Below are 26,407 nucleotides of genomic sequence, written 5' to 3' on the forward strand. Positions count from 1 at the left end.
TCATAGAATAGGTTATGTTGACTCAAGGGGGGATTAATATGAGTAACTGCCCGCACTGTGGCCTTTTCCGATATGATCTAAGTGGCTGTATCTGTTCTGATAAAGATTTTACTAGTGATTGGAATCAAAGATACATTGAAGAAATCTTCAATCCAAACAACAATCAGGTGAATGGATCGAAGAAGACAAGACGCCCGCAAAATCTCTTAGATCTGTAAGATCAATAAGACTTATTCATTCTTATTATAAACGTTAAAAAGCCGACTTTTTGATTTGTGTTTTCGAGCAAATCATGAGTTGGCTTTTTTAAATAGACCATGAAGGTAAAGAGCACCTTCCTTTTCTATTCACCTTTTGCTTGTCGGGGCTGAACAAGCCACTTCCTCCTCGCATGCCTTGCAAGTAGTATTCCATGAGGAAGGCACGCTTCTTACACTCCAATCAATGATCAAAGAAGTGTGTTTAAGGATTTTTTATTTCCTTCTTCAATGCAAGTTGATTGGAGCGGAAGGTTGCCGACTCCTAAGGGCGCAAAGCGGCAGGAGGCTCACCGTTCGCCCCATGGAAAGCGTGCAACCTGGAGCGGAAATCAACTACTTTCAAAGAGCATCTAAGAATACGAAAACAATACAAAAAGCAGACCTTACATGGAAGATCTGCTTTAAATAATTTCCATGACTTAGCGAAGCGATGGAGGAGTAGCAAGCTTTCTTACGCTTGAATTCGTACGAACACCAGTCGGTGCTGAAAAAGAATTTGTAAGCTCTTTTTGGATAACAATGCTAGAACCTAGCTGTCCGTGTACTTTAAAGCCCCAATGCTGGAAAGTCTTTAGAGCATCCGTATTCTCTTCATCAACCGTACCAAATACATTGCGAATTCCTTGTTTCATAAGGTGACTCTCAAATACGGGAAGAAATGAGGTAGCGATGCCCTTTCCTTGATGTTTTGTATCCAACACAACGTAATCCACAAAAATTGTTTGCCCGATTCTGAATCGATAACATACAAAACCAATGATCGTATCATTGCTGTCACAGACAATCATGACCTCGTTGGCCATGTTTATAATCATTTCAATCACGTTTTTACGGACTTGAAAATTACTTACTACCATATCTACTAAAAAAGGATCGTCCTTACCAGGAACCCGTTTGCGAATATACAAATATATTCCCCCTTATATTACTTTACGAAGGGAAGATATAAAGAAATAAATAGAAGATGATTCACTTATAGAAACACTTAGTTTACATTAGAACATAACTATTATTTTATTAAAAATCCCCCTTGCTTGTACTATATGTGCTTGTCCTTGAAAGGGTCTGGATACCGTCCTAGTTCTAATGAAAAAGGCGCTATGTAGGAGGATGTTCTAAAAATAGAAAAGCCGAGGAGGAATCCCCGGCTTTTTACCTGCTTATGCAGCTTGTTTCTTACCTTTTTTTCTTTTCTTAAATCCTAATAGGCTACCGATTAAGCTCACTATAGACCCCCCCTTCTATAAGCGAACTATTGAGAAAAAGAACAATCACTCTTGTTTTCTTCTCTACTCTATCTTACGCAAGCTTGTCTCAAAGGTTTGGACGATTCTAAAAAATGGATGCTAAAAAAATACATTTACAAATACATACAGAGATTCGTTTATAATTTAAGAACTAGCATGAAAAAGGAGTACAATTTATGAATGTTGAGCGTGAGCAAAGAAAACAGATCTTCAGAGTTTTGGAGTATATTGAAGAGCATGTAGAGGATTCATTGCCATTAGAGAAACTGGCTGGCATCTCTACGTATTCTCCTTTCCATTTTCAGCGAATTTTTAAAAGTATTGTGGGGGAAACACCAGCTGCTTACGTAAAAAGGTTCCGATTGGAGAACGCGGCACATCGATTGATCTATGAAACGTATATCCCTATTACTCAAGTTGCGATGCTGTGTGGGTTTTCTTCCTTATCGTATTTCACGTATTCTTTTCAATCTTATTTCAAGACGAGTCCGAAAAATTGGCGGGAAGGAGCTTATCTCCAGCAATTTCCTCGGGAATATGAAGATAGCAAGAAATCTAAACAAGTTCGCAAACCATCGAAAGAAAAAGAGGACAATGCTATTTATAATGAGTTTAAATGGCTAGATTTATCTAAAATAAAAATTGAAACTTTTCCAAACAGCACTACGATTAAAGGTCACCATTTTGGGACGTACACGAGTGGGGTTTCTGAAGCTTGGGAAGAAGTTCATAAATGGTGTGAATCAAGAAACCTGATTGATTCACATACGTTGTTTCTCGGCGTACCGCGAAACAATCCATACATCACGCCTCCTGACAAATGCCGATATGATTGTCATATTACGATCAGTAAAACAATAGCAGCTGATTCGATCGCGTCTGATGATAGATCTAAGTTTGTTGGTGGAAAGCATGTAGTATATGAATTTGATGAACCTGTCGATTATTCAGAACGCAATCTGATAATTGACTGCTACTCTGAACTGTATAGCTATTGGCTGCCAAGAAGCGGGTTTAAATATTTAAGTAATCCAGTAGAAGTCATAGAGATCCAACAGGACGGAGATACGTTAAAACGGGAAAGTAAGATTAAAGCGATTGCCCTAGCCATTGAACCAAAATAACGAGGGGGCCATTATGGAACTAAACGGAGTGCTATTAAACATGACAGCGATTATCGCTGGGGGACTTTTATATATGATCTACGGAGGCATCTACTATTCGACGATTCTCGGAAAGAAAAAGGAAAATGGTGAGACAGGACCTTTTAAATACATTTTTTCCGTAATCGTTGCCTTTGTGAGTTCATTTCTTATGTCTTATCTTATCGGAATAATTGGAGCCGAAAGTGCAGCAGAAGGACTCATGGTTGGGTTCATCATAGGGATCTTGATTACGATGGTCTATTATAAAAACACACTTTTCGGTCTACTGACAAGAAAGTCTTTTATCATTGCAATCGGAGACCACTTGGTGATCTTCACCTTACTAGGATTGTTGCATGGTTGGATGAATTAAGAATGAAGAAGCTTAGTTGATAAGCTTCTTTTTTTGTGAAAGCTTAAGTGATAAAGCATGATGTTTATGCTTACAATGGCATCTTTGACAAGTTGATTGGAGTGTAAGGTGCGTGCCGTCTACATGAGAATCTTCTCGCAAGGCATGCGACGAGGAAGTGGACTGCGTTAGCATTAACTGGTAGACGCAGGAGCAAGAATGCTTCATTGAAGTGGGACAGGTGAGACTCTTAATAGTGCAAGGCACTAAGAGGCTCACCGCACGCCCCCCGGAAAGCGAGCACCTGAAACGGAGATCAACTACTTCTAAGCAAAAAAAACCACTGACGCAATGGAGGACCATCACATCAGTGGTTTTTATTTTGATTAACGAATACCTTTCATCTTCTCTTGAATCTTAGGTGAGATGACAAATAGGATAAGTGATAACACAATCGCAGCTCCACCGATCGTACCGAAGTACATCATTTCTGTTTCTGCAGAATAGAACTTAACGATTTGTGCGTTGATCGCTTGTGCAGCTGCACTTGCTAAGAACCATAAGCTCATTGTTTGTGCAGAGAATGCTGCTGGAGCAAGCTTCGTTGTTGCAGAAAGTCCTACTGGAGACAATAGAAGCTCACCGATTACAACGATAAAGTAACTAAGAACAAGCCATAGTGGATTTACTAGTGTATCTTCTCCACCAAAGTATGCAGGAAGAAGAATAACTAAGAATGATAACCCAGCGAATAACAAACTTAGTGCAAATTTCTTTGGTACTGTCGGTTGACGGTTACCAAGCTTTACCCACATCCAAGCGAATAGTGGAGCTAGTGTAATGATGAATAAAGGATTTAGAGATTGGAACCAAGCTGGTGAAATCTCAAGTCCTGCAAACGTTAAATCCGTACGCTTGTCCGCATAAGCAGCAAGAATCGTTGAACCTTGCTCTTGAATCGCCCAGAACATAACAGCAGCGATGAATAGCGGAATGTACGCAATAATTCGTGAACGCTCGTCTGATGTCGTTTTTGGACTGCGGTACATCACCACGAAATAGATAGTAGGGATCGTGATACCAAATAGACCAACTAATGTAATGAATACTTCAAGTGTGAAAAGTCCTGCTGGGATGGTTGTACCTAAGATAACAGCTAGTACAACTACAGTAATACCAACGATGATTGATACTTTCTTCTTCTCAGCTGGAGTTAATGGGTTAGGCACATACGTACCTGCAAGCCCAAGATTCTTTTTCTTTGTTACAGCAAATACAATTAGTCCTAATAACATACCAACTGCTGCGATACCGAAACCTAAATGGAAGCTCTTTTTAGCAACTTCCCCAACGATTAATGGAGACAAGAAAGCACCTAGGTTGATCCCCATGTAGAAGATACTAAATCCTGCATCACGACGATTATCGCCAGGAGCATAGATATCACCTACGACACTGGAAACGTTAGGCTTAAGTAATCCTGTACCAATAACGATAAAGACCATGGAAATAAACAGCATTGTCAGATCGCCTGGTAGTGAAAGGACGATATGACCGATCATGATTAAAATACCACCATAGAACAATGCTCTAGATGTACCAAAAACTCTGTCTGCTAACCAACCACCGATTACACCGGACATATATACGAGTGAACCATAAATGGACATGATTGCAAGTGCAGTGGACTCTTCTAAGCCTAGACCACCTTTTGAAACTTCATAGTACATGTAGTAAATAAGGATTGCACGCATTCCGTAGTAAGAAAAGCGCTCCCAAAACTCTGTGAAGAAAAGTGTGAATAATCCTTTAGGGTGTCCAAAGAAACCTTTTTGCGGGACACTATCCACAATTTTCTGTCTATTGATGTCTGACATATGACAACCTCCTCTTAGTACATTAAATATAATACTTTGAAATATTTATTATTGTCAAAAGTTTTCGGCTTATCTATTATTACAGGTTCTTATGCATACGTAAATGGAAATTACACCCTATATGGGCATAATGTCTTATATATATGCAAAAACAGGGTATAAAAAGTGTATAAAAGTAGTGTGAAAATTTACTTACGTAGTATGCTCAAAAAAATAAAAAAATTGTAAGGTGCTGGGAAAGAGGTTCAACCATTGTGAACATAGTGAAATTTTTAGTACTATAGAAGAATAAGTTTAAAGGTAGTGAAAAGAGGTCTTTTTACATGAACAAAAATTCCATTTATGGATTAACGATTGAACAACTAACAGAATGGCTCGGGCAACATGGATATAAACCGTATCGCGCTTCACAAGTTTGGAACTATCTATATAGAGAGCGAGTAACCACGTTTTCGGAAATGGTCGATATCAAAGCAGATTGTATTGAATTATTAACCGAAAACTTTACCATTCAAACGCTTCGGGAGCACGTTAAGCAGGAAGCTTCAGATGGAACGGTGAAATTTCTCTTCAAATTGAATGATGGCAACTTGATTGAAACTGTACTGATGAGACATAAATACGGTTTATCAGTATGTGTAACCACTCAAGTCGGTTGCAACATCGGCTGCAGTTTTTGCGCAAGTGGTCTGTTAACGAAAACACGAGATCTATCGAGTGGGGAAATTGTAGAGCAGATCATGAACGTGCAGCATCATTTAGACGCTGCAGGTGAGGGAGAAAAGGTAAGTCATATCGTTGTAATGGGAATCGGTGAGCCTTTCGATAACTTTGAGAACATGATTGATTTTCTTAAGATCATGATCGATCAAAAAGGTCTAGCGATCGGATCGAGACACATTACAGTCTCGACAAGCGGGATCGTAAACAAAATGTATGAGTTTGCAGATGTGAACATCCCAGTCAATCTGGCACTATCCCTTCACGCACCGAACAATGAACTGCGTACAAAAATCATGAAGATTAACCGAGCATTTCCAGTTGAAAAGCTAATGGATGCGATCAACTATTATATTGAGAAAACAAATCGCAGGATTACAATAGAATATATTTTATTAAAAGATGTAAATGATCATGTAGAAGAAGCCGTTGAACTCGCAGCTCTTTTTCAAGATAAAAAGAAAAAAACGTATATCAATCTGATCCCATATAACCCAGTTGATGAGCACAGCCAGTATCAGCGAAGTGACCAAGAATCGGTTCTAGCGTTTTACGACACGCTCAAGAAAAACGGCATCAACTGTAAGATTCGTCAAGAGCACGGTACAGATATCGATGCAGCTTGCGGTCAGTTAAGAAGTAAACAGATCAAGAAGGATAAAGATCAATCGATTACGTCGTAATGGAAGACTGTTTACTCCTAAAAGTGCGTGGCGAATGGAAGTGGACAGTAAAAATGGCCAAGTAGACAGTAAATGTGTAAAAGTGGACAGTATTTCATCGAAAGTGGACAGTAAAACTCAAAAAGTGGACAGTATTTTCTAAAAAGTCGACAGTAAGCACACTTTGAGGTGTTTGCGCTACCCACATGCCTGTCTACGCTTTAAAACTGCCCCTGTGTAGAGGTAGTTTTGTTGATGGTGACGGTAATCTGTCTGATTCGTAGATTAATCTGTCCATTTCAGCCAATAATCTGTCCAATTATATATTTCAAAAGCAGCATTGAATTCGAAAACATCCTAATGAAAAGAGACCGGTTTTTTTAACTGGTCTCTTTTTATTATGTTGACAACTGTTAAACAATTACATAAGATAATGGTAATTCAATGGAAGGGATGGTGTGTTTGTGAGCGTTGTCGTTCTTAACTAAAACAATTTGGATATCGGTATACAAAAGAAAAAATGAAACGGTGTGTCCGGTTTATTTGCTATGTCTTTTGTTTGCCACCAATAGTTAAGAACAGCGGTCAGATACAAGCCATCATACTCAATCCCTTGATGCTGCGGACTCTTCTTATGAGCCGATTTTTTTATGCATTTTTTAGGGTGAAGTCTATCTATGAGGCAGAAATGACATGTTCATTTCTGTCTTTTTTTTATTGGCACGTTCCTGGCCTCTGTTAAGAGGAGGGGATAATCAACAATTGTTTAAAGTAACTTGTTTTTGCTATTAAAAATTTTTGGAGGTAGTTCCATTGAATACACAAACCATAAACATGCTTGAATATAACAAAATTAAAGAACAACTTGCGTCTTTTGCATTAAATAAAGCTACAAAAGAACAAATTGAAAAGCTTCAACCATCTTCAAACCTGTCCGTGATTCAATCATGGATGCTTGATACGACCGAATCAAAACGCATTTTAGAGAAGAGTGCTAGTGTTCCGATCGCTAATTTAAACGGTTTGGAGCAAGTTCTAGAGATACCGAAAAAGGGATTGAATCTATCTCCCGAACAACTCACATTAATATTTGGACTTTTAGAAAATGTGAGCCGGATGCAGCGATATATGAAAGACAAAGTCTCTGTAGGACCCGTTGTATCTTCTTATACGTATTCCATGTTTGATCTAAGTGACTTGAAAGAGGAGATCTATCGTTGTATTCGTAACGGTGGAGTAGATGATCATGCTAGCAAAGCTTTGTTAAAAGTAAGAAAAAAAATTACCGTTGTCGAGGAAAGAATAAAATCAAAGCTCGATAATATGATGAAGTCTTCTGTTTACCGTGATATGCTGCAGGATCAAATCGTTTCCATGAGAGATGGTCGTTATGTTATTCCTGTTAAGAGCAAATACAAGCGTAATATTGACGGTCAAGTACTTGATAGTTCCTCTAGCGGAGCTACAGTATATATTGAACCTCATGATATTCGTAAACTTCAAACCGAAATCAGTATGCTTAGAGCAGAAGAGGAGATCGAGATCTCTATGATTCTAGGCGTGCTAACAGGAATGGTTGCGAGTTATGAGAGGGAATTGCACATTACGATCGAAGCGATGATTCATTACGACTTTATCTTTGCAAAAGCGAAATATAGCAGAGTGCTAGATGCGAAATCAGTAGCGTTAAATCAGGAGAACAGGATAAACATTATAAACGGCAAACATCCGTTGATCGGTGAAAAATGTGTTCCACTGCATTTTAATCTTGGCATAAACTATCAGTCACTCATCATCACAGGACCTAATACGGGAGGAAAAACGGTAGCTATCAAAACAGTAGGTTTATTAACTCTAATGGTTCAAACAGGGCTGCACGTACCCGTTGAGGAAGGAAGTGAATTTGCCGTATTTAGAGACGTTTTTGTCGATATCGGAGACGGTCAAAGCATCGAACAATCTTTAAGTACGTTTTCTTCCCATATGACAACAATCATCTCCATTCTAAAAGATGCGGGACCACAGGATCTAGTAATCTTAGATGAACTTGGTGCAGGAACGGATCCTTCTGAAGGGATGGGGCTTGCTGTTGCTATCCTTGAGAGATTGTACAGCAAGGGAAGTATGATTTTAGCAACCACTCATTATAGTGAAATAAAAGAATTTGCTTCTGTTACACCTGGATTTGAAAACGGATCGATGGATTTTAACCTTCAGACGCTTCAGCCTACGTATTCTTTAATTATCGGTAAAGCCGGTAAAAGCCAGGCTTTCTCGATCGCAAAGAAATTGGGGATGGACGATGAAGTTATCCACCGTGCACAACTCATTTCAGGAAAAGAAAGTTATCCACATGTGGATAAAGAGGGTGTTTCCATGTTTTCCACAGATGAATTTATACAACTTAAGAACTTACGTGATAAAGCTCAGTCAAAAGTGAAAAAACATCAGGAGAAACCACGAAAAACGGAAGAGCAGCTAGGAGAAGTTTTTCATATTGGTGATCGTGTATTCGTTTCAAGTCTAAAAGCGGCAGGAATTATTTACAAGCTAGAGAATGATCATGGAGAATTAGGTGTATTGGTCGGAGAAAATAAGCATATCATTCATAAAAAGCGCTTAAAACTTCATATTGAGAGTAAAATGCTGTATCCAGAAAATTATGATATGGACATTGTATTTGAATCAAAAGAAAATAGAAAAAAGAACAATTCCATGAAAAAGCGTCATGTTGACGGCCTTTCTATCGAGACGGAAGATCATTAAGTGAGGGAGCTAAATGAAGAACCTTGTCACGTGTAAAGTAGTAGGCGTTATTGAACTAACGGATGATTTCTTAAAGGAATTCAACCGATATCAAGAAACAAAACAAGTATGGTATGTAGAGGATAAATCCTGCAAAGTGAAGGATGATTATTTTATTGATGACTGGTCGCCTGAAAGGAAGATTAAGGTCATTGAAGAGTTAAGAAGATGTGTAAGCAGCGGAGGAGTAGTTGCTGCAGCATGGAAACAGAAGCAGTTAGTAGGGTTTGCGAATGTTGAAAGTGAACGCTTTGGTTTCGAGGCGAAATATGTAGAGCTGCCTTACCTGCATGTCACAAATGATGCGCGGGGTATGGGGATAGGGAAGAAGCTTTTTTCTCTGTGCTGCCAAGAAGCGAAGAGGATAGGTGGTAAGAAACTCTATATTGCAGCGCATCCGTCTATAGAATCACAAACGTTTTATCGCGCTGTAGGATGTTCACTAGCAGAAGAAGTGAATGAGCGTATCTTCAAAAGAGAACCATTAGACATTCAACTCGAAAAAGACCTATAACAAAGGGAGAGAGACATCTACGTAGTGTTAGATGTCTCTTTTTCAATAACGATCTCATCAGTCAGTGCTTGCTCGATGTCTGTAGCAATATCTATCGCTTTTGTAAAAAAATGATCGCAGCGAATGCTTTGCAATGTTATATCATTGGGACGATGAGGTCCCCCGTACACTTTTACCGCCGGTCCAGAGGTTGTAAAATCTTTTACGACAACATCGTTCAGAATGACGTTATGAGCGCGATATTGAATGGCAATCACCGGATTACCATCATAATTATATGTGCGATCGCCTAGAACGGTTAAACCATTGATCACAACATGATTATAACCTGATACCACGAGGCCCCGAGGTGTTGAATCTTTATAGAGCTCAGTATAAATAGGCGCGATGCTAAAGAGATTAGTCGCTGAGATATGATGAGCTGTTTTCGATTCAGGATCTATATCCTTATGATGGCCGATATGACGAAAATTGTAGGATCGGTTATCATTTACAGATAAATGTCCATAGATGTGTACGTTCGAAGCGGCAGAAGCGTTATGATGTGCTTTAATCTCAACACCACCAAAACAACGTGCTGTTGAGTTGTTCAGAAGCCAAACATTATGAGAACCGTCATCGATTTCAATGCCATTAGAGTTCGAAAATCCTTTCTTATGCGACCTTCCGCTTGGGTCACACATATGGGAATTCGATATAAAGATATATTCACTGTGGTGTGTGGTTATACCATCATCACCAAAGCCGTATCCATTGAGATTATCTAACCAGATGTATTTACTTCCTCCTCTTGAACGAGTACCGTCCCCGAGGTAAGTATATAGGGAAGAAGACACATCAAACCCGTGCAGCCCTGGATTAACAGCTTCTAAGTCAAACATCCAGCCATAAGTGACGTTAGCGAAGGTTAAACAGCTTGAGCGATTGTTACCTGCACTTGTTTTTTCTTCAGGATCTAACCGTTCTAGGTTCCAATCCAGCGTCATCCCTTTTACAGCTATATTTCGATTACCTTTAAAATGGTTCTTATTTGTGATCAGCCATTCTGCTTTAGGGCAATCATCATGCAATTTTAGGGTCGTTTCTCCTTTTCCTTCCCCTAAAAAAATCGTCCACGAAGGCAATTTGATCCCTTTTGTTATGAATTTTCCTGCTGGAATACGTACAATGACTCTTCCTTTGCCGATTGCCTTTTTAAGAGCCTCCGTATTATCGGTTCTTCCGTCCCCAACTGCTCCATAATCTAATACGTTTACTTCCTCTTTTATATAACGATAAAGCATCTCGTACTGCTCATTTAACTTCGAGATCCACCTAGGATAGATATGTTCTTGTTCATCTTTATCCCAATCAGTTGTATCGACGTCTTTGTACCGTGCCTTCTTTATTACCAAACTTTTTGTTGCATATTTGAACCATTCTAAAGAATTTGTATTACGTTTCTTATATTTTTTTAATGAGTCTTTAAATAGATTCTCTGAAGTATTTAAATCAATAGATTCTGTACGAGCATACTTTTTTCTCAATTGTGTGATCAAGTTTTTATTCGTGAGTGGATCATGACGTTTATCTAGTGAAATCATTTAAACGATCACCTCGGCCTTCAAATAATTCGATTATAGTTCATGATTTCCCTATCTAAAATATAATAATCAGCATGTTAAAGGAGTGGGGGAGAGCCGTTCTGCAAACCTCTTTTTGGATGTAAACAAAAATGTTTGCAAGTTTACAAATACGTTTGCAATTGTTTGCTTATTTGTTTGCAAGTTTACAAAACTGTTTACTTGTTGGTGTATAAGGGTTTATTCCATATTAAGTGATTTGTTTGCAACTATGTTTGCAAGTTTACAGAAAATGTTTGCGTGTTTACAAATGTATTAAAAAGAAAAATAGGCATTGTTTAATTTCACTTAACCCTCTAATCTATTTATATAGCACAAAATAAAGATTTGAAAAAAGAAAGGATGTACGCCCATGAGTAATTCTAGAATTGCTGCAGTTGATGTAGGTAACGATTCACTAAAAGGAATTTTCGGTACATTAGAACATGAATTAAACATCCCTAACGTAATTGCTAGAGATATTGAGGATCGTCCTGTAATCGGGATTGAGGAGTTAGACAGCAAGGATCCTTTAGAAGGCATACATATTAGAGTTCACTCCCCTGCCCTTAAAGAAAACAATGTGATTTATCGTGTTGGTCAGCTTGCTGCTAAGAGCGATAACTCTACTGAATTAGATCCAGGAAGCAGTAAATCAGAAGAAGATCAAACATTGATCATGCTTTTCGCTGCATTAGCTCTTGATGCTGTAAATGAAGATAATGCTAAAACATTCACTAAAAACAACAATGTAATTGATACAAGCTATATTTTAGGGACAGGTCTTCCTCTACGCGAAGTGAAGGAAGGTAAGGATGCTGGATACCGTTCAAAACTATTAGGATCTGTTCACCAAGTAGAATTCCTAGTAACGCCTAAGTATCAAGGTATTAAAGTAAACTTAAAGTTTGAAGAAGTAAAAGTGTACCCTGAAGGTTTTGCTGCATTTATTAACCTTGTAATGGATAACGATTTAAACATTACTAATAAAGATCTGATCGACAAGCCTATTCTTATTCAAGATATCGGCGGCCTGTCTACAGATATCGCGGTTATCAAGAATAGAAACGTTGATGATGATAAAGCACAAGGCTTTAACCTTGGTGTTTCTGAAGCGCTAGAACAAATTAGAGAAGAAATCCGCTCTAAGCATGGCGTGGAATTAGACAGCCGACGTGATGTAGTAGATATCATTACGAAAAAGACGAACCGCAACCACATCATGGTACGTGGTAGCCGTACGAGTGTTCATGACATCACGGACCGAATTTTAGTAGACTTGGCGAAAAAGCAATACCGTCTTCTTCGCAACGTTTGGCAAAAGAATTCGCAAACTGAAATCTGCTATTTTGTAGGTGGAGGATCTGCTGTACTTAAAGATTATATTAAGACGTTAAACAATAACCTAGATGGCTACAACATAGACTTTTTTGAAGATGAAAAAGAAAGCATCTGGATGATGGCAAACGCTTATTATAAGCTGATCTCTGATCACTTAAGAAGAACTGCACCAAAAGAGAAAAAGAGCGAGGATAAAGACAAAAAAGCCGTTAAAGCTTAAACAAGGGTGATGAAATGGACAAAAAAGCATCCAATGAGATTACAAGAGGTAAAACGATTGCTTTTCGTATCCCCTCTGACACCCCAGATCACGTCATCAAACAGCTTCAGAAGCTGAAAGAGACGGAGAGGCGCAATTTTTCGAGCAAGATCTCAGAGTATGTTCTTCAAGGCGTAGGACAAGACATACAAAGAGATCGAGAGACGATTACGATCCCGTTGCCGAAAAATCTTAGTAAGATGCAGCGTGATTGGTTGAAGCATGAACATTCAGAGGCCTTGTTAGGCAATATTTTGTATCAGCTCATATCCAATCCGGTAAGAACAGCATCGTTACTGGCGGCTTTAAACAGCAACGCAACCGATATTGATCAAGCTCTATATCTGCAGGAAGATGTAGAGCGCGATGAGGGTTCATTGGATCAGTACGAAAATCCAGTTGAAACTGAACACTCAACCGATGACTTTGACGATGATGATCTTAGTCAATTTGATTGGAACAGTGCAAAGCGAGATGAGCCTGAAGAAAAAGAAGAAACAGAAAGCCCGGAGCAGGAGATGGAAGATCTGCTTGGGGATTTCCTGGCACATATGAATAAGTAACTAGAAAGCGCAGCTGAATCCTCAGCTGCGTTTTTTTACTAAAGTAACCTTTCATGCTCCGGGATATGTGAGAGAAAGAGAGAGGCGTAATTTGTCGAGGATTGTAAACTTGTGGATAAACGACGAATACTTTTGGATTGAGCGACTAATCTTGTGGATAAATAGCAGAAATTTCTGGATGGCGTTCCTAAACTTCTGGATTGAATGAGTAGAATACCCATCTAGGTATATGAAACGATTCGTTTCGGTACACGAAACAGCAACTATTTTCACCTAGAAGGAGTAGAACTTTTATAAAAAATTCAGTTTGTTTCCAACACAGGTAGGGAAAGGTCTCTTTATGATGTGAAAATACATATTGGAGAGGATTAGTTATATGAGCGATCAGAACAAAGTGAACGGCAACAGCAAGAATGAACAGCTGGAACAGTATCGTGCAGATGACAAAGGCAAAAAGTTAACGACCAATCAAGGGTTAAAAGTTGCTGAAGACGAATTCTCGCTAAAAGCGGGAGAACGTGGTCCAACACTTATGGAAGATTTTCATTTTCGGGAAAAAATGACTCACTTTGACCATGAAAGAATTCCTGAGCGTATCGTACATGCTCGTGGATTTGCGGCTCATGGTGAGTTTGAATTATATGAGTCTTTAGGAGAATTCACAAAAGCGGATTTCTTAAATGACACCTCTAAAAAAACACCAACGTTCGTACGTTTTTCGACCGTAGCTGGTTCACGTGGCTCTGCAGAAACGGTGCGTGACGCGCGCGGTTTTGCAACAAAGTTTTATACAGAAGAAGGAAACTACGATCTTGTCGGAAACAACATACCGGTATTCTTCATTCAAGATGCGATCAAGTTCCCAGATCTTGTTCATGCATTAAAACCAGAGCCTCATAACGAGATGCCGCAAGCAGCAAGCGCACATGATACGTTTTGGGACTTTGTAGCCAACAACCAAGAGTCGGCGCATATGGTGATGTGGGCGATGTCTGACCGAGCGATTCCACGTAGCTTTCGAATGATGGAAGGGTTCGGCGTTCATACGTTCCGACTTGTGAATGACGAAGGAAAAGCGCATTTTGTGAAGTTTCACTGGAAGCCAGTCTTAGGAACACATTCTCTCGTGTGGGATGAAGCACAAAAGATCTCAGGGAAAGATCCGGATTTCCACCGAAGAGATCTTTGGGAATCGATCGAAAATGGGGATTACCCTGAATATGAGCTAGGACTTCAAATCATTGCGGAAGATGATGAATTCAACTTTGATTTCGATATTCTAGATCCGACTAAATTATGGCCAGAAGAAGATGTGCCGGTAAAACTTGTCGGAAAGATGACGTTAAATCGAAACGTGGATAACGTGTTTGCCGAAACGGAGCAGGTTGCATTCCATCCAGGACATGTTGTACCAGGAATCGATTTTTCAAACGATCCTCTACTACAAGGACGCTTATTCTCCTATACGGATACACAACTGTCTCGTCTTGGAGGACCAAACTTCCACGAGCTTCCGATCAATCGACCAGTTTGTCCGTTTCATAACAATCAGCGTGACGGAATTTCACGACATACGATCAACAGAGGGCAAGTGAGCTATCACAAGAATTCACTTGCAGCGAACACGCCGTCACCTACTCCTGAAGCAGAAGGCGGATATGTTCATTATCAGGAAAAAGTAGACGGAAGAAAAATCAGAAGCAGAAGTGAGAGCTTTAAAGACCATTTCTCTCAAGCCACTCTTTTCTGGAACAGTATGAGCGAGCCGGAAAAACAGCATCTAAAGAATGCTTTCAGCTTTGAGCTCGGTAAAGTGAAGAGTAAATCCGTTCAACAGCAAGTCGTAGATATGTTTGGCAACGTGAGCTTGGAGCTTGCGACTGCTTTTGCAGAAGCGATCGATGCGGTACCTCCTCAAGGAGAAGGTTCTACGGTTACAAAATCTTCACCAGCTTTAAGCCAGCTGAATACGGTAAAAAGCCCGAAAACAAGAAAAGTTGGAGTTATTGTTGGAACGACTGTAAGCAGTGAAGCCGCAGAAATCCTGCAGTCGTTAAAAGAGAGCGGAATTCAAGGTGAATGTATTAGTGATAAGCTAGGTAAACGCATAGCGGATGACGGATCTGAACTAGAGATCATGCATACATTCTTGACTGCAACTTCTGTTATCTTTGATGCGATCTATGTAGTAGGTGGAAGTGGTGATGCTACGTTTAAGAAGAATGCCTTGCACTTCGTTAATGAAGCTTTCGCGCATTTTAAACCGATCGGTGGTACTCATGAAGGTCTTCAGTGGCTTAAAGAAGCAGAACTAGCTGGAGAACCGGGTGTTGTAAGTGGTGAAGGAAAAGATGAGTTTGTAAAAAACTTTACTGAAGCTATTTCCGTACACCGTCATTGGAACCGTCAAGTATAAGGATCTAGAGAACAGTGGGCGATATGTTCACTGTTCTTTTTTTATGTTCTAAGAATGAAAAAATGACAACGATACAAACTACATATGAAACGAACATGAAGGAGAGTTCATATGTATAAAAAAATGCTAAGTATGATTATGGTGCTTGCTATAACGTTTCCTATTTTTACAACACCATTAACAGCAGAAGCAAAATCAAAGCAAAGAGTGCAAGGACCGTGTTATAGCCAGAACGCGATTGATTTGTATTCTTTGCAAAGAAGACTGTGGAAAGACCATGTTTATTGGACGAGAACCTACGTTGTGAGCGCTACTGAAGGATCAAAGGATCAAGACGCTGTATTAAAGCGACTGTTGCAGAATCAAACCGATATCGGTAACTCCATCAAGCCATACTACGGAGATAAAGCCGGGAACGAACTCGGGAAATTATTAACAGAGCATATTGTCATCGCGGGGCAGTTGGTAGATGCAGTGAAAAAAGGCGATACGGCGAAAGCAGCTACAATAAATAAAGATTGGTATCGTAACGCTGATGATATCGCTAAATTCATGAGTAAAGCGAATCCGAACTGGTCAGAGCAACAAGTAAAAGAAATGCTTTACACCCATTTGAAATACGTAACAGACGAAGCTGCAGCAAGGCTTAAAAAAGATTATGCTGGCGAGATCGTGATCTTTGATAAGAACAAGAATCATATGGTGATGTTTGCCGATGAAATAACAAATGGGATCATGAAGCAATTTCCAGACTCATTTAGAACGTCATAAGAAAAAGCCTCTCGAGATTGAGAGGCTTTTTCGCTATTAATCCTTCTTTTTATCCTTTTTATTGATCTCTTTTTGATCAATGGTCCCTTGATTAAACGTATCGTTGATCTGCTCGTGAACGGTTTCTAATTCCTTATCTGTTTTTGATTTGTTTTCCTTATCGAGTTCAAAGTTTTTCTCTGCGATGTCTTCTGATTGCTTTTGTTTGTCTGTTTTGTCGCTCATGAATGATTACCTCCTATTTTAGAAAAAGGGTCTACTTATCCTTTTCCCTCTCAGTTTTCCCTGAAACATGCTGAATTAAAATAAGCCTTATCCGATTATGGATAAGGCTTGTGGTTGGAAAGCTGGTTTTGGGAAAACCTTTGTAGCTTATGATGGTTGTTGATTTCCGTTTCAGGTTGCTCGCTTTCCGCGGGGCAGGCGGTGAGCCACATTTGTACGTTTCACTCTTAAGTGTCTCACCTGCCCGCCTGTCCCGCAGGAGTCTCGCACCTTCCACTCCAATCAACTTTCAAAGAAGATAAAAATTTGTAAGCCGACGATTTTTTAGGCTAGAATCCTTAATCAAAAGAAATCCAGGAACGCTGCAGGCTTGTTAGTAATAATTTCTTCAAACTGTTCAATGTCTTCTTGTTTTCCTTTAACCTTTCCGCATGTAAATAAAAACTGGGGCTTTTGTGAGCCTAAAAGTGCTGCTGCTAACGTTTGTACATCCATAGCTAATGCTTCTGCTACCGTTTCTGAATCCCTTGTAACAACATCTTCATCGATAGTGAACGTACCGTTGTTCCATTCGGCTTTTTCATCTGTAATGGATAGTGTAAGCCTGCCTTCCATGTTTTTAAACGGATATTGCTTTAGAAAGCTTTCTACATCCACAATACGTGCCATGAAGTAGGGATAGTGCTCTTGGTGGATCCGTGGATTATTCAATAAAAATGGAAGCTGATCATTAGATGGTGCGATGATTTTCACTTTGTCTACCATCGAATCGTGTTGACAGATGAAATTCCATAGCGCACGCCGAGCGTCATCGCTAACATAGACAAACTCTTGAACGTCCAGCAATTTATCTGCGACCTTGCAGCATAGGTATCCCGTTGGTACTCCGTTTTCATCTTTATATAGGATACGGTTGTAGCCTTCTGTGAACACATGATTGTTCCACCAATAGTCTGAACGAACAAGCAGATGGTTGTATGTACGGAACCAACCTTCGTAAACCGTATTTAGTAACTCATTTCCGTCCTTCTCCGTTAACCTGGAAATGGTTCCAGGGACATCCTCATATCGCACGAGATCACTTTTATTTAGTGTATATTTGTTCACTGAGGCAGTGAGTTCCCAGCCGAAACGACGATAAAACTGGATATTGAAAGGATGAAGCAAGCTGATACTCTGACCATTCTCCTTCATTCTTAAGAGTGCTTGTTGTAATAGACGGGTGACAGACCCTTTACGGCGATGCTCTGGCCATGTAGCTACGCCTGCAATTCCACCCATTGGGAAACGCTGATTTTCAATAGAGATCTCTAGAGAGTGAATGTGAAGCTTAGAAATAAGCTCTTCGTTTTCAAATTCTCCCCAAATTTCTTGTCTCTTCATCATTTCATAACGTTTTGGCAGATCCTCTTTTTTTACGATGTACTGAAAAGCATATTGGGAAAGCTGTATAGATTTTTCAAATTCAGACTCTGACAATACTCTACGTTCCATATTGATGACCTCCCTTTCCTCCTTCATAGTACAAGTTAGGTGAGAGGGTTGAAAAGGATTTCGATTAAAAATTTTTTGGAGCTTGTTTTTAACACTCAGATCATCAAAAAATCGCATTAAAATAAAAATGTTAGTATGTATAGAGAAGTGAAAAATAATGGATATTTATAAAAACTATCGAAATTATATTCATTTGGAGTTATAATTATAAATCGTTGTGCATAATCACAACGTTGAAGTGAGGACGAGCATGCGCATTCATAAATATATAAGTTTAACAGGTTTTTGTTCTAGAAGAGAGACGGATCGGCTATTGAAGAGTGGCCGGATTTCTATAAATGGTGAGATCGCGAATAAAGATAGTTTTGTAAATGAATTGGATACTGTTCTTATAGATGGTAAAACGATACCTCAAAAAGCGTCAGCGATCTACATTGCTTTTAACAAACCAGTTGGAGTCACGACCACATCAAATCCTGATATTGATGGAAACATTCTAGAGTATATCGATATGTCGGAGCGTGTTTTTGCGGTTGGTAGGTTAGATAAAGCCTCTCAAGGTTTGATTTTATTAACGAATGACGGAGAGTTAGCCAATCGGATTTCGCAGGCGGATTATGGTCATGAAAAAGAATATGAAGTAACGGTCGATCAACCTGTTACCGAATTGTTTCTTCAGAAAATGGCTCAAGGTGTTCTCATCTTAAATGCTGTAACCAAACCTGCGAAAACAGAGTTTGTAAGCAAGTATATTTTTCGAATCACGCTTACACAAGGATTGAATCGGCAGATTAGGCGTATGTGTAAAGCGCTAGGGTATGAAGTAGAGAAGTTAGAGCGTATACGTATTATGAATATACATCTTCATGCATTGGAAGCCGGAAAGTGGCGTTATTTAAGGGATGAAGAGCTTATTGACCTGAAAAAAGGTTTAAAGATTTAGTGAAAAAGGAAAGAAACACTAGTATTTTATAAAAAAACTAGAATTTCTTACAATATTGCGAAAATTGTAGAATCAACATATACTTGGTAATGGAAAGTGTATGAAAGCGCTTTACACCGTAGAAAGAGAGGCATAAGATTATGGGTTTACCGAAACAACAGATTGATGATCAAATGAAACAAACAAGTTCTAGTCGATTAATTAAATTTATAGTACCATCACTGATTGGTATATTTTTATTTATGATTCCTATCTCATATGATGGGGAAATTACCATTCCTGTAGCGATTTTAGCAGGTATGTTGCAGGATGGAATAGGTCCACATATTCCGAAGATCATGACGGTTATTATAGCGATCACGGTCATTGGATCTTTAGGAACTTACATGTTTAAACCTAAAGCCATTGTAAACCAACCATTTTTAAATACATTATTCAACGTGAATATCGTATGGCAATTGATTCGTTTAGTAGGATTGATTTTTGCTGTGATGACGCTGTTCAAGCTTGGGCCGGAAGCCGTATGGTCTGAAAATACAGGGCAGCTTCTGCTTTTTGATCTGATTCCTGTATTGTTTTCTGTGTTCTTATTTGCAGGACTGTTTTTACCGCTGTTATTCAACTTCGGGCTGTTAGAACTATGTGGGGCACTACTCGTAAAAGTGATGCGACCTGTATTTAAACTGCCTGGGCGTTCTTCTATCGATTGCTTAGCATCATGGCTTGGGGATGGAACGATCGGTGTTCTATTAACAAACAAACAGTATGAAGAGGGATATTATACGAAGCGTGAGGCAGCTGTAATCGGTACAACATTCTCAGTCGTATCTATTACATTCGCGATCGTTGTTCTTGCTCAAGTAGATTTGGCTCATATGATCGTTCCGTATTATTTAACAGTCGTTTTAGCAGGGCTAGTGTGTGCGATTATTATCCCGCGCATCCCGCCTTTGTCTAGAAAGCCTGATACGTATTATGAGGGCGCAAAAGAAAACGTGGCGGATGAAGTGATTCCTGAAGGTCAGACACCTTTTCGATTTGGTCTTAAAAAGGCGGTTGAACGCGCTGATCAAAATAAAAAAGCTGCACCGTTAGTGAAAGAAGGAATTCAAAACGTACTTGATATGTGGATGGGCGTTGTACCGATCGTAATGGCAATCGGAACATCTGCATTGATGGTCGCAGAGTTCACACCTTTCTTCACGTACCTTGGAGCACCTTTTGTACCGATCTTAGAGTTGCTGCAAGTTCCTTATGCATCAGATGCAGCACAGACGATCGTAATCGGGTTTGCAGATATGTTCCTTCCTTCAATCATTGGAGCAGGAATTGAGAGTGAGCTGACTCGTTTCGTAATCGCGGCAATGTCAGTCATCCAATTGATCTATATGTCTGAAGTTGGCGGTCTGCTATTAGCTTCTAAGATTCCTGTTAACTTTAAAGAACTAGTCATCATCTTTTTCTTACGTACTTTTATCTCACTTCCGATTGTTGTGGGAATGGCACATCTTATGTTTTAAAAGAAAAGCTGCTCAGAGGAATGTTCCTCTAAGCAGCTATTTTTGTGTGTTATAGAAGCTCTTGTATATGTTTTTCAATCGTTTCAGGCTTATCCGTTGGGGCGAAGCGCTTAACAACTTGTCCGTTTCGGTCTACTAAAAACTTAGTGAAGTTCCATTTGATCGCTTTAGATCCTAGGATTCCTGGTGCTTCGGCGGCTAAGTATTTAAATAGGGGATGCGCTTGATCACCGTTTACGTCTACTTTTGCGAACATCGGAAAGTTAACGCCATAGTTCAACTCGCAGAACTCCATGATCTCATCACTCGAACCAGGTTCTTGTGCACCAAACTGATTACATGGAAATCCGAGTACGGATAATCCTTGCTCTTTATGGCTCTCATAAATGGATTGAAGACCTTTGTACTGAGGGGTGAAACCGCATTTACTTGCCGTATTTACTATTAAGAGCACATCACCTTTGTATGAGTCTAGATCGGCTTTCTCGCCTTTGATCGTTTCAACTGAAAAATCATATACAGACATTTTCTCGAGCTCCTTATTTTTCGTATTTTTTATTTAGTTTAACGGTAAATGGAACGGCTTTCACTGAAAATGCTCGAAGTGGTAAAATAAGGAGAAAATTAAAAGGGGGAAGTTAAAATGGATGCAGTGTTTCATGTGGAACATCAAGTTTTTAATTACCGTGTAGCGGGGGTAATGATTAAAGAAGGCCGCGTACTTATGCATCGAGCAAAAACGGAGACTAACTGGTCATTGCCAGGTGGACGGGTGAAGCTTGGAGAAGATGCGCAGACAAGTTTGCAGCGTGAAATGAAAGAAGAATTGGATTTGAACAACGTGACCGTTAATGGTTTCTTATGGACAGTTGAAAACTTTTTTACATATGCAGAAAAAGAGATCCACGAGGTTGGATTATATTTTAAAATCACAGCAAAAAACCCGTTGCCGCTTAATGACGGTGAGGAATTTACTGTGTTAGAAGCAGATCGGCTTGTCTTTAAGTGGGTCCCGTTGGAAAAGTTAGACGAGTATGTGTTGTATCCTGAAGCTGTGAAGGAAAAGCTGAAGAAAGGTTCTTTTGAGCCGGATTATTTCTTAGAAGATCAATCTCCTGTAGTGGGTACACGTTCTTAACAGATACGAGAATAAAGAAACAAGGTAAGTAGCGAGGTTGATATGTATGTTAACCTTACGCTGCTTACCTTATTTTTTACTTCTGTTTTTAATCCGATTCTTCTTCACTGCTGTTGTAAGCCAATCCGCAAGAACAGCGACAATCACCAAACAGAAGATGATAAGCAGCTGGGAACTCCTGATTGACTAGCTGTACGCCGCGTGCAAACTCTTTTACGTCAGTAGGTACGCGGGAGAGTGCATCGGCTTTCTTTTGAGAATCAATATAAGCACCAGGCGGGACGAATCGATTCTTTCGAATACGCACGCCGTTCGTTACTACTGCATTGTAGGAAATAAAGCTTCCTTTCTCCACCGTAGCGTTATAAACGATCGCCTTAAAGCCTACGAATACTTTTTCACCGATAAAACACGGCCCATGAACGAGAGCACCATGTGCGACAGAGACTTCATTGTCGATATAAATGGAATACTTCCTGCCATCAACTTTGACGAACTGATTTGTTAATCCATGAAGAATGACGCCATCTTGAAGGTTCGTATCAGAGCCGATATAAAATGGCGTCCCTTCATCTGCGCGAATACTCACAAGTGGTGCGACATATACGTTCTCTTGTATCCTTACATCTCCGATTACGCTTGTAAATGGACTTAAAAATGAACTTTGATCAATGGTTGGTGCGATCTGAATTGGATTAAAAGTTGTCTTAGGATTAGGGCTAACAAAAGGTTGAAAGCCATCTCCGCAATCATTGTGTTTCAAAATTATCCACCCCTTACATTTTATCTTCTCAGCGTATGCAGAGAAGAAAGAAGTGGAAACCGCTTCTAAAAACCAATACTAGTCCATTCGGATACTGACGTTGATCGTCAGTATCTCTTTGTTTGAATGATCGTTATATGTCCACCCCACTTGTACAAAGTGGGGTTTTGTATTTGTGTGGGGTCAGACCCCACTACGCCTCGAGGCTTATGCAAAGATACAGCTACGGCCAGTTTTGAGAAAATGCTGAGGGAGGTAAGCTAAAGATACGAAAGGAGGAAGCCAAAATGAAAAAATTAGGCTTGCTTGTAGTTGGAGGAATTGCAGCAATCGTTTTGATCGCGAATCTTGGCCCGATGGTTGGTCTTGGGATCGGTCTGGCAGTCATGTATTACGCATTTAAGAAGGCGATGGCTGCAAACAGTGGAGGAAAGAAATTTTGGTGGGGAGCTCTATCGGTCGTAGGCCTTTGTGTATCCGTTAGCAATCTGCCTGCGATATTAGGTGCTGTCGCGATCTATGTTCTCTACGTGGTTTATAAGAAATGGAATCAATCAGCTTCGATAGATGAGAACGACAGTAATGACCCTTTCACCAACTTTGAAAGAGAATGGTCAAAACTTAAAAATAGCTAAAAACAAACGCTAAAAAGGAGCGAATCACTATGAATTTATTTGAACGCATCAGAAACTCAATCTCAGCAGATGTACATGAGCTTTTAGATCAAAAAGAGGATAAGAATCCGTTATCTCTTCTGAACCAATATTTAAGACAGTGTGAGTTAGAGGTCAACAAAGCTCATAAGTTAGTAGAACGTCAGCAGCTGTTAAAAGATCAGTTCGTACGTGAGATGGAAGAAGCAGAGGCAAGATCAGCTAAGCGTGCTCATCAGGCTGAAATCGCTCAACAAGCGAACGAACAAGAGCTGTATCAGTTCGCACTCCAAGAAAAAGAACAGCATGCACTACGAGCAGCGAACTTAAAAGAGTCTACGCTGCAAGCAGAAAAAGATCTTGTAGAGCTCGAGCAAAAATATGAGCAGATGAAACATAAGCTCAAAGATATGCAGATCAAACGTATGGAATTAATGGGTCGTGAAAATGTAGCACGCGCTCATCTAAAGATGGATCGTGTGATCGACCCGTCTCAATCCATAAAAAAATCGGCATTCCGTTTTGATGAACTTGAAAGCTATATGGATCGTCTTGAGCAGAAAGTAAACGCTGATTATCATGCAAGCTCAATGGAAGCGAAGCTAGCTAAACTTGAAAAAGATTGGAAAAAGGAAGAATCATCTACTACCGTTTAAGGCAGTATGTGATACGATAAAATGAGAGACAAGGCGCAAATTGCTGCGCCTTTTACCTCGTTTATGACAGAAAGTGAGTGAGTGCAGATGCTGAATCGGAAAAGAAGTGATTTCATAAGTTGGGGGCTTTTACTAGCGGTGGTCTTGGTGTTATTAGAAGCTACCTTAAACGGAGGAGGAATCTTATTTTCTCTCTTGTTTAGTGCTGCACTCCTGTTTTTTGGACGAAAACGAATGCCGAGGCGCTCCGGTAAGATCATGTTCTGGCTCGGTGTTTTCATCGCTGTCATGAACGTATTAAGCATGTTCACCTTTAAGCTCTTGTTAGTAGCATTCGTCATCTATGTCATCTATGAATTTTATCAAACGAAACAAAATCCTGTTTTCGTTACGCCTCAGTTCGAACATGTTCCGACTATGACACAAGATGATGTATACAGAAAAGAAACGCTATTAAAAAACATCCTTTTAGGCACTCAACAAACACCAGAGCATGTGTATGAATGGAACGATATTAACATTCAATGTGGTCCTGGTGATACGATCATCGATCTGAATCAGACCATCTTACCTGATGGGGAATCAGTTATACTGATCCGCGGTACGATCGGGAATATCACGATCTATGTTCCTTATGAAATGGAGGCAGCAGTCAGCCATTCTATGATCATGGGGAATTCAAGGATTTTTGACCGAAATGAATCTAAACTGTTCAACCAGACGCTCTTTTACCGAACGAAAGGATATGTAGAAGCGAATAAAAAAATAAAAATCGTGACAAGTATGTTTGCCGGAAGTCTGGAGGTGAAACGGGTATGAGTACTGTTTTACGTCATATGTTCTCCGGTATCGTAGCTGCATTTGCTGTAGCGATTCTCTTAGGTTCGATCGTTTACACAATATTTCCGATCGATAACTGGGATTTTTTATTACAGAAACACTTACTTGATATTCCCGTTGCTTTCGTCTTGCCTTTTTTAGTGTTCATCATGGGCGCGTTCTTTGGTTTGAATTCGGGCATTACGTCTCGTAAACAACTAAACTCCATCAATCGTACACTGAAGTCTATTGAAGACGGAAGGCAAGTAGATATGAAAGAAGTTCAGAGCCTTGAATTACGAACGATAGCGAAGCGGATGGAAGGCATTCAAAAGCAGTTAGGGGAAAAGATTCGTCAGTCTCAAAAGATGGCTACCGAAAAAGCGGTAGATCAAGAGAAGCGAATTCAACAGATTATTTCCCAAGAAAGAAATCGTTTGGCGAGGGAACTGCATGACTCTGTTTCGCAGCAGCTTTTTGCAGCCAGCATGATCATGTCTGCTATAAATGAAACGCGAAGAGAAGAAGACTCACGTGAAACGAAACAGTTAAAGCTTGTAGAAGAAACGATTCATCAGACACAGCTTGAGATGAGAGCACTTCTTCTGCACCTTCGTCCTGCAGCATTAAACGGAAAATCATTGCAGAAAGGAATGGAAGAGCTTTTACAGGAGCTTCTGCAAAAGGTACCGATCGAACTAAAATGGAAGATTGAAACGATTCCACTTGCAAAAGGAGTAGAAGATCACCTGTTTCGTATTCTTCAAGAATCGGTGTCTAACATCTTAAGGCACGCACAGGCCAATAAAGCTCAAATCTTGCTCGTCCAAAGAGATGATCTGATTATCCTCCGCATTGAAGATGATGGTGTAGGCTTTAAGATGGATCAAGAAAAAACAGGTTCCTATGGACTTCAGAATATGCATGAACGGGCAGCAGAAATTGGCGGTACACTTAAGATTGTGAGTTTGCCAGGTGAAGGAACGCGGCTTGAAGTGAAAGTACCTATTTTAAAAGCGGGAGATGACGGCAATGATCAAAGTATTATTAGTGGATGATCATGAGATGGTGCGTATTGGGGTTTCGGCTTACCTTTCTGCGCAGCCTGATATAGAGGTAACGGATGAGGCGGAGAATGGAAAAGTCGCGATAGAGAAGGCACTAGCATTGAAACCGGATATTATCTTAATGGATCTTGTTATGGATGAGATGGACGGGATTGAAGCAACACGAGAGATCACGGCGGCATGGCCAGAAGCGAAAATCATTGTCGTAACAAGTTTTCTTGATGACGAGAAAGTATATCCGGCACTCGAGGCAGGGGCTTCTAGCTATATGTTAAAAACGTCAAAAGCGAGTGATATCGCTCAAGCTGTTCGCGATACGTATCATGGTAAATCTGTTCTCGAACCCGAAGTAACCGGGAAGATGATGAGCAAGATGCGCAAAAAGCAAACGCGCGAGCCGCATGAAGAGCTGACTGCGCGCGAGATGGAGATCCTTTTATTGATGACGAAAGGGAAGACGAACCAGGAGATTGCTGATGATCTGTTCATCGCATTAAAAACAGTCAAAGTACATGTGAGTAATATTTTGAGCAAGCTGGATGTACAAGACCGCACGCAAGCTGTTATCTATGCCTTCAATCATTCACTCGTGTAAC

The 26,407-nt window shown here is 39.9% G+C and carries 25 protein-coding genes; 18 read left to right on the forward strand and 7 right to left on the reverse strand.

Annotated elements, in window-relative coordinates; all coding sequences use genetic code 11:
- Nucleotides 1-38 precede the first annotated feature (38 nt).
- Nucleotides 39-218: a hypothetical protein gene (locus H9648_RS16970; protein ID WP_144696648.1), complete on the forward strand. Its 180-nt coding sequence runs from the start codon at nucleotides 39-41 to the stop codon at nucleotides 216-218.
- Nucleotides 219-679: 461 nt separating this feature from the next.
- Here the strand turns inward: H9648_RS16970 and H9648_RS16975 are convergent, their stop codons facing one another.
- Nucleotides 680-1,168, reverse strand: a complete 489-nt coding sequence (locus H9648_RS16975) for a GNAT family N-acetyltransferase (RefSeq protein WP_191754987.1) — start codon at nucleotides 1,166-1,168, stop codon at nucleotides 680-682.
- A gap of 515 nt (nucleotides 1,169-1,683) precedes the next feature.
- Here H9648_RS16975 and H9648_RS16980 point away from each other — a divergent pair.
- Together H9648_RS16980 and H9648_RS16985 are read left to right on the forward strand one after the other, a co-directional pair.
- On the forward strand, nucleotides 1,684-2,631 hold the full coding sequence (locus tag H9648_RS16980; RefSeq protein WP_191754988.1) for an AraC family transcriptional regulator: 948 nt from the start codon (nucleotides 1,684-1,686) through the stop codon (nucleotides 2,629-2,631).
- 13 nt (nucleotides 2,632-2,644) lie between these two features.
- Entirely contained in the window at nucleotides 2,645-3,025 is a 381-nt protein-coding gene (locus tag H9648_RS16985; RefSeq protein ID WP_191754989.1) for a DUF1761 domain-containing protein, read from the forward strand.
- Between the two features lie 365 nt (nucleotides 3,026-3,390).
- Here the strand turns inward: H9648_RS16985 and H9648_RS16990 are convergent, their stop codons facing one another.
- Nucleotides 3,391-4,881 (reverse strand): peptide MFS transporter, encoded by a 1,491-nt coding sequence (locus H9648_RS16990; protein WP_191754990.1) that lies wholly within the window; start codon nucleotides 4,879-4,881, stop codon nucleotides 3,391-3,393.
- Nucleotides 4,882-5,204: 323 nt separating this feature from the next.
- Here H9648_RS16990 and rlmN point away from each other — a divergent pair, with 323 nt between their 5' ends.
- From rlmN to H9648_RS17005, 3 genes are all read left to right on the forward strand, one after another.
- Entirely contained in the window at nucleotides 5,205-6,284 is a 1,080-nt protein-coding gene (gene rlmN, locus H9648_RS16995) for a dual-specificity RNA methyltransferase RlmN (RefSeq protein WP_191754991.1), read from the forward strand.
- 792 nt (nucleotides 6,285-7,076) lie between these two features.
- The gene (locus H9648_RS17000) at nucleotides 7,077-9,029 is read left to right on the forward strand and encodes an endonuclease MutS2 (protein WP_191754992.1); all 1,953 of its coding nucleotides are present in this window, start codon (nucleotides 7,077-7,079) and stop codon (nucleotides 9,027-9,029) included.
- A gap of 13 nt (nucleotides 9,030-9,042) precedes the next feature.
- Complete coding sequence (locus H9648_RS17005) at nucleotides 9,043-9,582, forward strand: GNAT family N-acetyltransferase (protein ID WP_191754993.1); 540 nt, start codon at nucleotides 9,043-9,045, stop codon at nucleotides 9,580-9,582.
- Nucleotides 9,583-9,599: 17 nt separating this feature from the next.
- Here the strand turns inward: H9648_RS17005 and H9648_RS17010 are convergent, their stop codons facing one another.
- A complete protein-coding gene (locus H9648_RS17010) occupies nucleotides 9,600-11,165 on the reverse strand; it encodes a glycosyl hydrolase family 28-related protein (protein WP_191754994.1) in 1,566 nt (521 codons plus the stop codon).
- Between the two features lie 391 nt (nucleotides 11,166-11,556).
- Here H9648_RS17010 and H9648_RS17015 point away from each other — a divergent pair, with 391 nt between their 5' ends.
- From H9648_RS17015 to H9648_RS17030, 4 genes are all read left to right on the forward strand, one after another.
- Complete coding sequence (locus tag H9648_RS17015) at nucleotides 11,557-12,744, forward strand: ParM/StbA family protein (RefSeq protein WP_066399370.1); 1,188 nt, start codon at nucleotides 11,557-11,559, stop codon at nucleotides 12,742-12,744.
- Between the two features lie 14 nt (nucleotides 12,745-12,758).
- A complete protein-coding gene (locus tag H9648_RS17020) occupies nucleotides 12,759-13,346 on the forward strand; it encodes a hypothetical protein (protein WP_191754995.1) in 588 nt (195 codons plus the stop codon).
- A gap of 376 nt (nucleotides 13,347-13,722) precedes the next feature.
- Nucleotides 13,723-15,762 (forward strand): catalase, encoded by a 2,040-nt coding sequence (locus tag H9648_RS17025; protein WP_191754996.1) that lies wholly within the window; start codon nucleotides 13,723-13,725, stop codon nucleotides 15,760-15,762.
- A gap of 111 nt (nucleotides 15,763-15,873) precedes the next feature.
- Entirely contained in the window at nucleotides 15,874-16,533 is a 660-nt protein-coding gene (locus H9648_RS17030) for a glycosyltransferase (protein WP_225218961.1), read from the forward strand.
- Nucleotides 16,534-16,569: 36 nt separating this feature from the next.
- On the opposite strand, the gene H9648_RS17035 is transcribed toward H9648_RS17030, so the two are convergent.
- Together H9648_RS17035 and H9648_RS17040 are read right to left on the reverse strand one after the other, a co-directional pair.
- Nucleotides 16,570-16,758, reverse strand: coding sequence for a YozQ family protein (locus tag H9648_RS17035; protein ID WP_191754997.1), 189 nt, complete (start codon nucleotides 16,756-16,758; stop codon nucleotides 16,570-16,572).
- Between the two features lie 342 nt (nucleotides 16,759-17,100).
- Complete coding sequence (locus H9648_RS17040) at nucleotides 17,101-18,252, reverse strand: GNAT family N-acetyltransferase (RefSeq protein ID WP_191754998.1); 1,152 nt, start codon at nucleotides 18,250-18,252, stop codon at nucleotides 17,101-17,103.
- Nucleotides 18,253-18,502: 250 nt separating this feature from the next.
- On the opposite strand from H9648_RS17040, the gene H9648_RS17045 reads away from it, so the two are divergent.
- Nucleotides 18,503-19,195, forward strand: a complete 693-nt coding sequence (locus tag H9648_RS17045) for a pseudouridine synthase (RefSeq protein ID WP_191754999.1) — start codon at nucleotides 18,503-18,505, stop codon at nucleotides 19,193-19,195.
- A 140-nt stretch (nucleotides 19,196-19,335) separates the two neighbouring features.
- The gene (locus tag H9648_RS17050) at nucleotides 19,336-20,715 is read left to right on the forward strand and encodes a YjiH family protein (protein ID WP_225218962.1); all 1,380 of its coding nucleotides are present in this window, start codon (nucleotides 19,336-19,338) and stop codon (nucleotides 20,713-20,715) included.
- 49 nt (nucleotides 20,716-20,764) lie between these two features.
- Here H9648_RS17050 and H9648_RS17055 read toward each other — a convergent pair whose 3' ends face one another.
- Nucleotides 20,765-21,241 (reverse strand): glutathione peroxidase, encoded by a 477-nt coding sequence (locus H9648_RS17055; RefSeq protein ID WP_191755000.1) that lies wholly within the window; start codon nucleotides 21,239-21,241, stop codon nucleotides 20,765-20,767.
- 117 nt (nucleotides 21,242-21,358) lie between these two features.
- On the opposite strand from H9648_RS17055, the gene H9648_RS17060 reads away from it, so the two are divergent.
- On the forward strand, nucleotides 21,359-21,853 hold the full coding sequence (locus tag H9648_RS17060) for an NUDIX hydrolase (RefSeq protein WP_191755001.1): 495 nt from the start codon (nucleotides 21,359-21,361) through the stop codon (nucleotides 21,851-21,853).
- A gap of 88 nt (nucleotides 21,854-21,941) precedes the next feature.
- Here H9648_RS17060 and H9648_RS17065 read toward each other — a convergent pair whose 3' ends face one another.
- A complete protein-coding gene (locus H9648_RS17065) occupies nucleotides 21,942-22,616 on the reverse strand; it encodes an LbetaH domain-containing protein (protein ID WP_225218963.1) in 675 nt (224 codons plus the stop codon).
- Nucleotides 22,617-22,903: 287 nt separating this feature from the next.
- On the opposite strand from H9648_RS17065, the gene H9648_RS17070 reads away from it, so the two are divergent.
- From H9648_RS17070 to H9648_RS17090, 5 genes are all read left to right on the forward strand, one after another.
- Entirely contained in the window at nucleotides 22,904-23,251 is a 348-nt protein-coding gene (locus H9648_RS17070) for a lmo0954 family membrane protein (RefSeq protein WP_191755002.1), read from the forward strand.
- Between the two features lie 29 nt (nucleotides 23,252-23,280).
- On the forward strand, nucleotides 23,281-23,925 hold the full coding sequence (locus H9648_RS17075; protein WP_191755003.1) for a PspA/IM30 family protein: 645 nt from the start codon (nucleotides 23,281-23,283) through the stop codon (nucleotides 23,923-23,925).
- An 87-nt stretch (nucleotides 23,926-24,012) separates the two neighbouring features.
- Complete coding sequence (gene liaF / locus H9648_RS17080) at nucleotides 24,013-24,744, forward strand: cell wall-active antibiotics response protein LiaF (protein ID WP_191755004.1); 732 nt, start codon at nucleotides 24,013-24,015, stop codon at nucleotides 24,742-24,744.
- Complete coding sequence (locus H9648_RS17085; protein ID WP_191755005.1) at nucleotides 24,741-25,802, forward strand: sensor histidine kinase; 1,062 nt, start codon at nucleotides 24,741-24,743, stop codon at nucleotides 25,800-25,802. The genes liaF and H9648_RS17085 overlap by 4 nt, the downstream gene beginning before the upstream one ends.
- Nucleotides 25,777-26,406: a response regulator gene (locus tag H9648_RS17090; protein WP_191755006.1), complete on the forward strand. Its 630-nt coding sequence runs from the start codon at nucleotides 25,777-25,779 to the stop codon at nucleotides 26,404-26,406. The genes H9648_RS17085 and H9648_RS17090 overlap by 26 nt, the downstream gene beginning before the upstream one ends.
- The last annotated feature ends 1 nt before the right edge of the window (nucleotide 26,407 follow it).

It is taken from the genome of Fictibacillus norfolkensis (assembly GCF_014836645.1).
Taxonomy (GTDB): domain Bacteria; phylum Bacillota; class Bacilli; order Bacillales; family Fictibacillaceae; genus Fictibacillus; species Fictibacillus norfolkensis.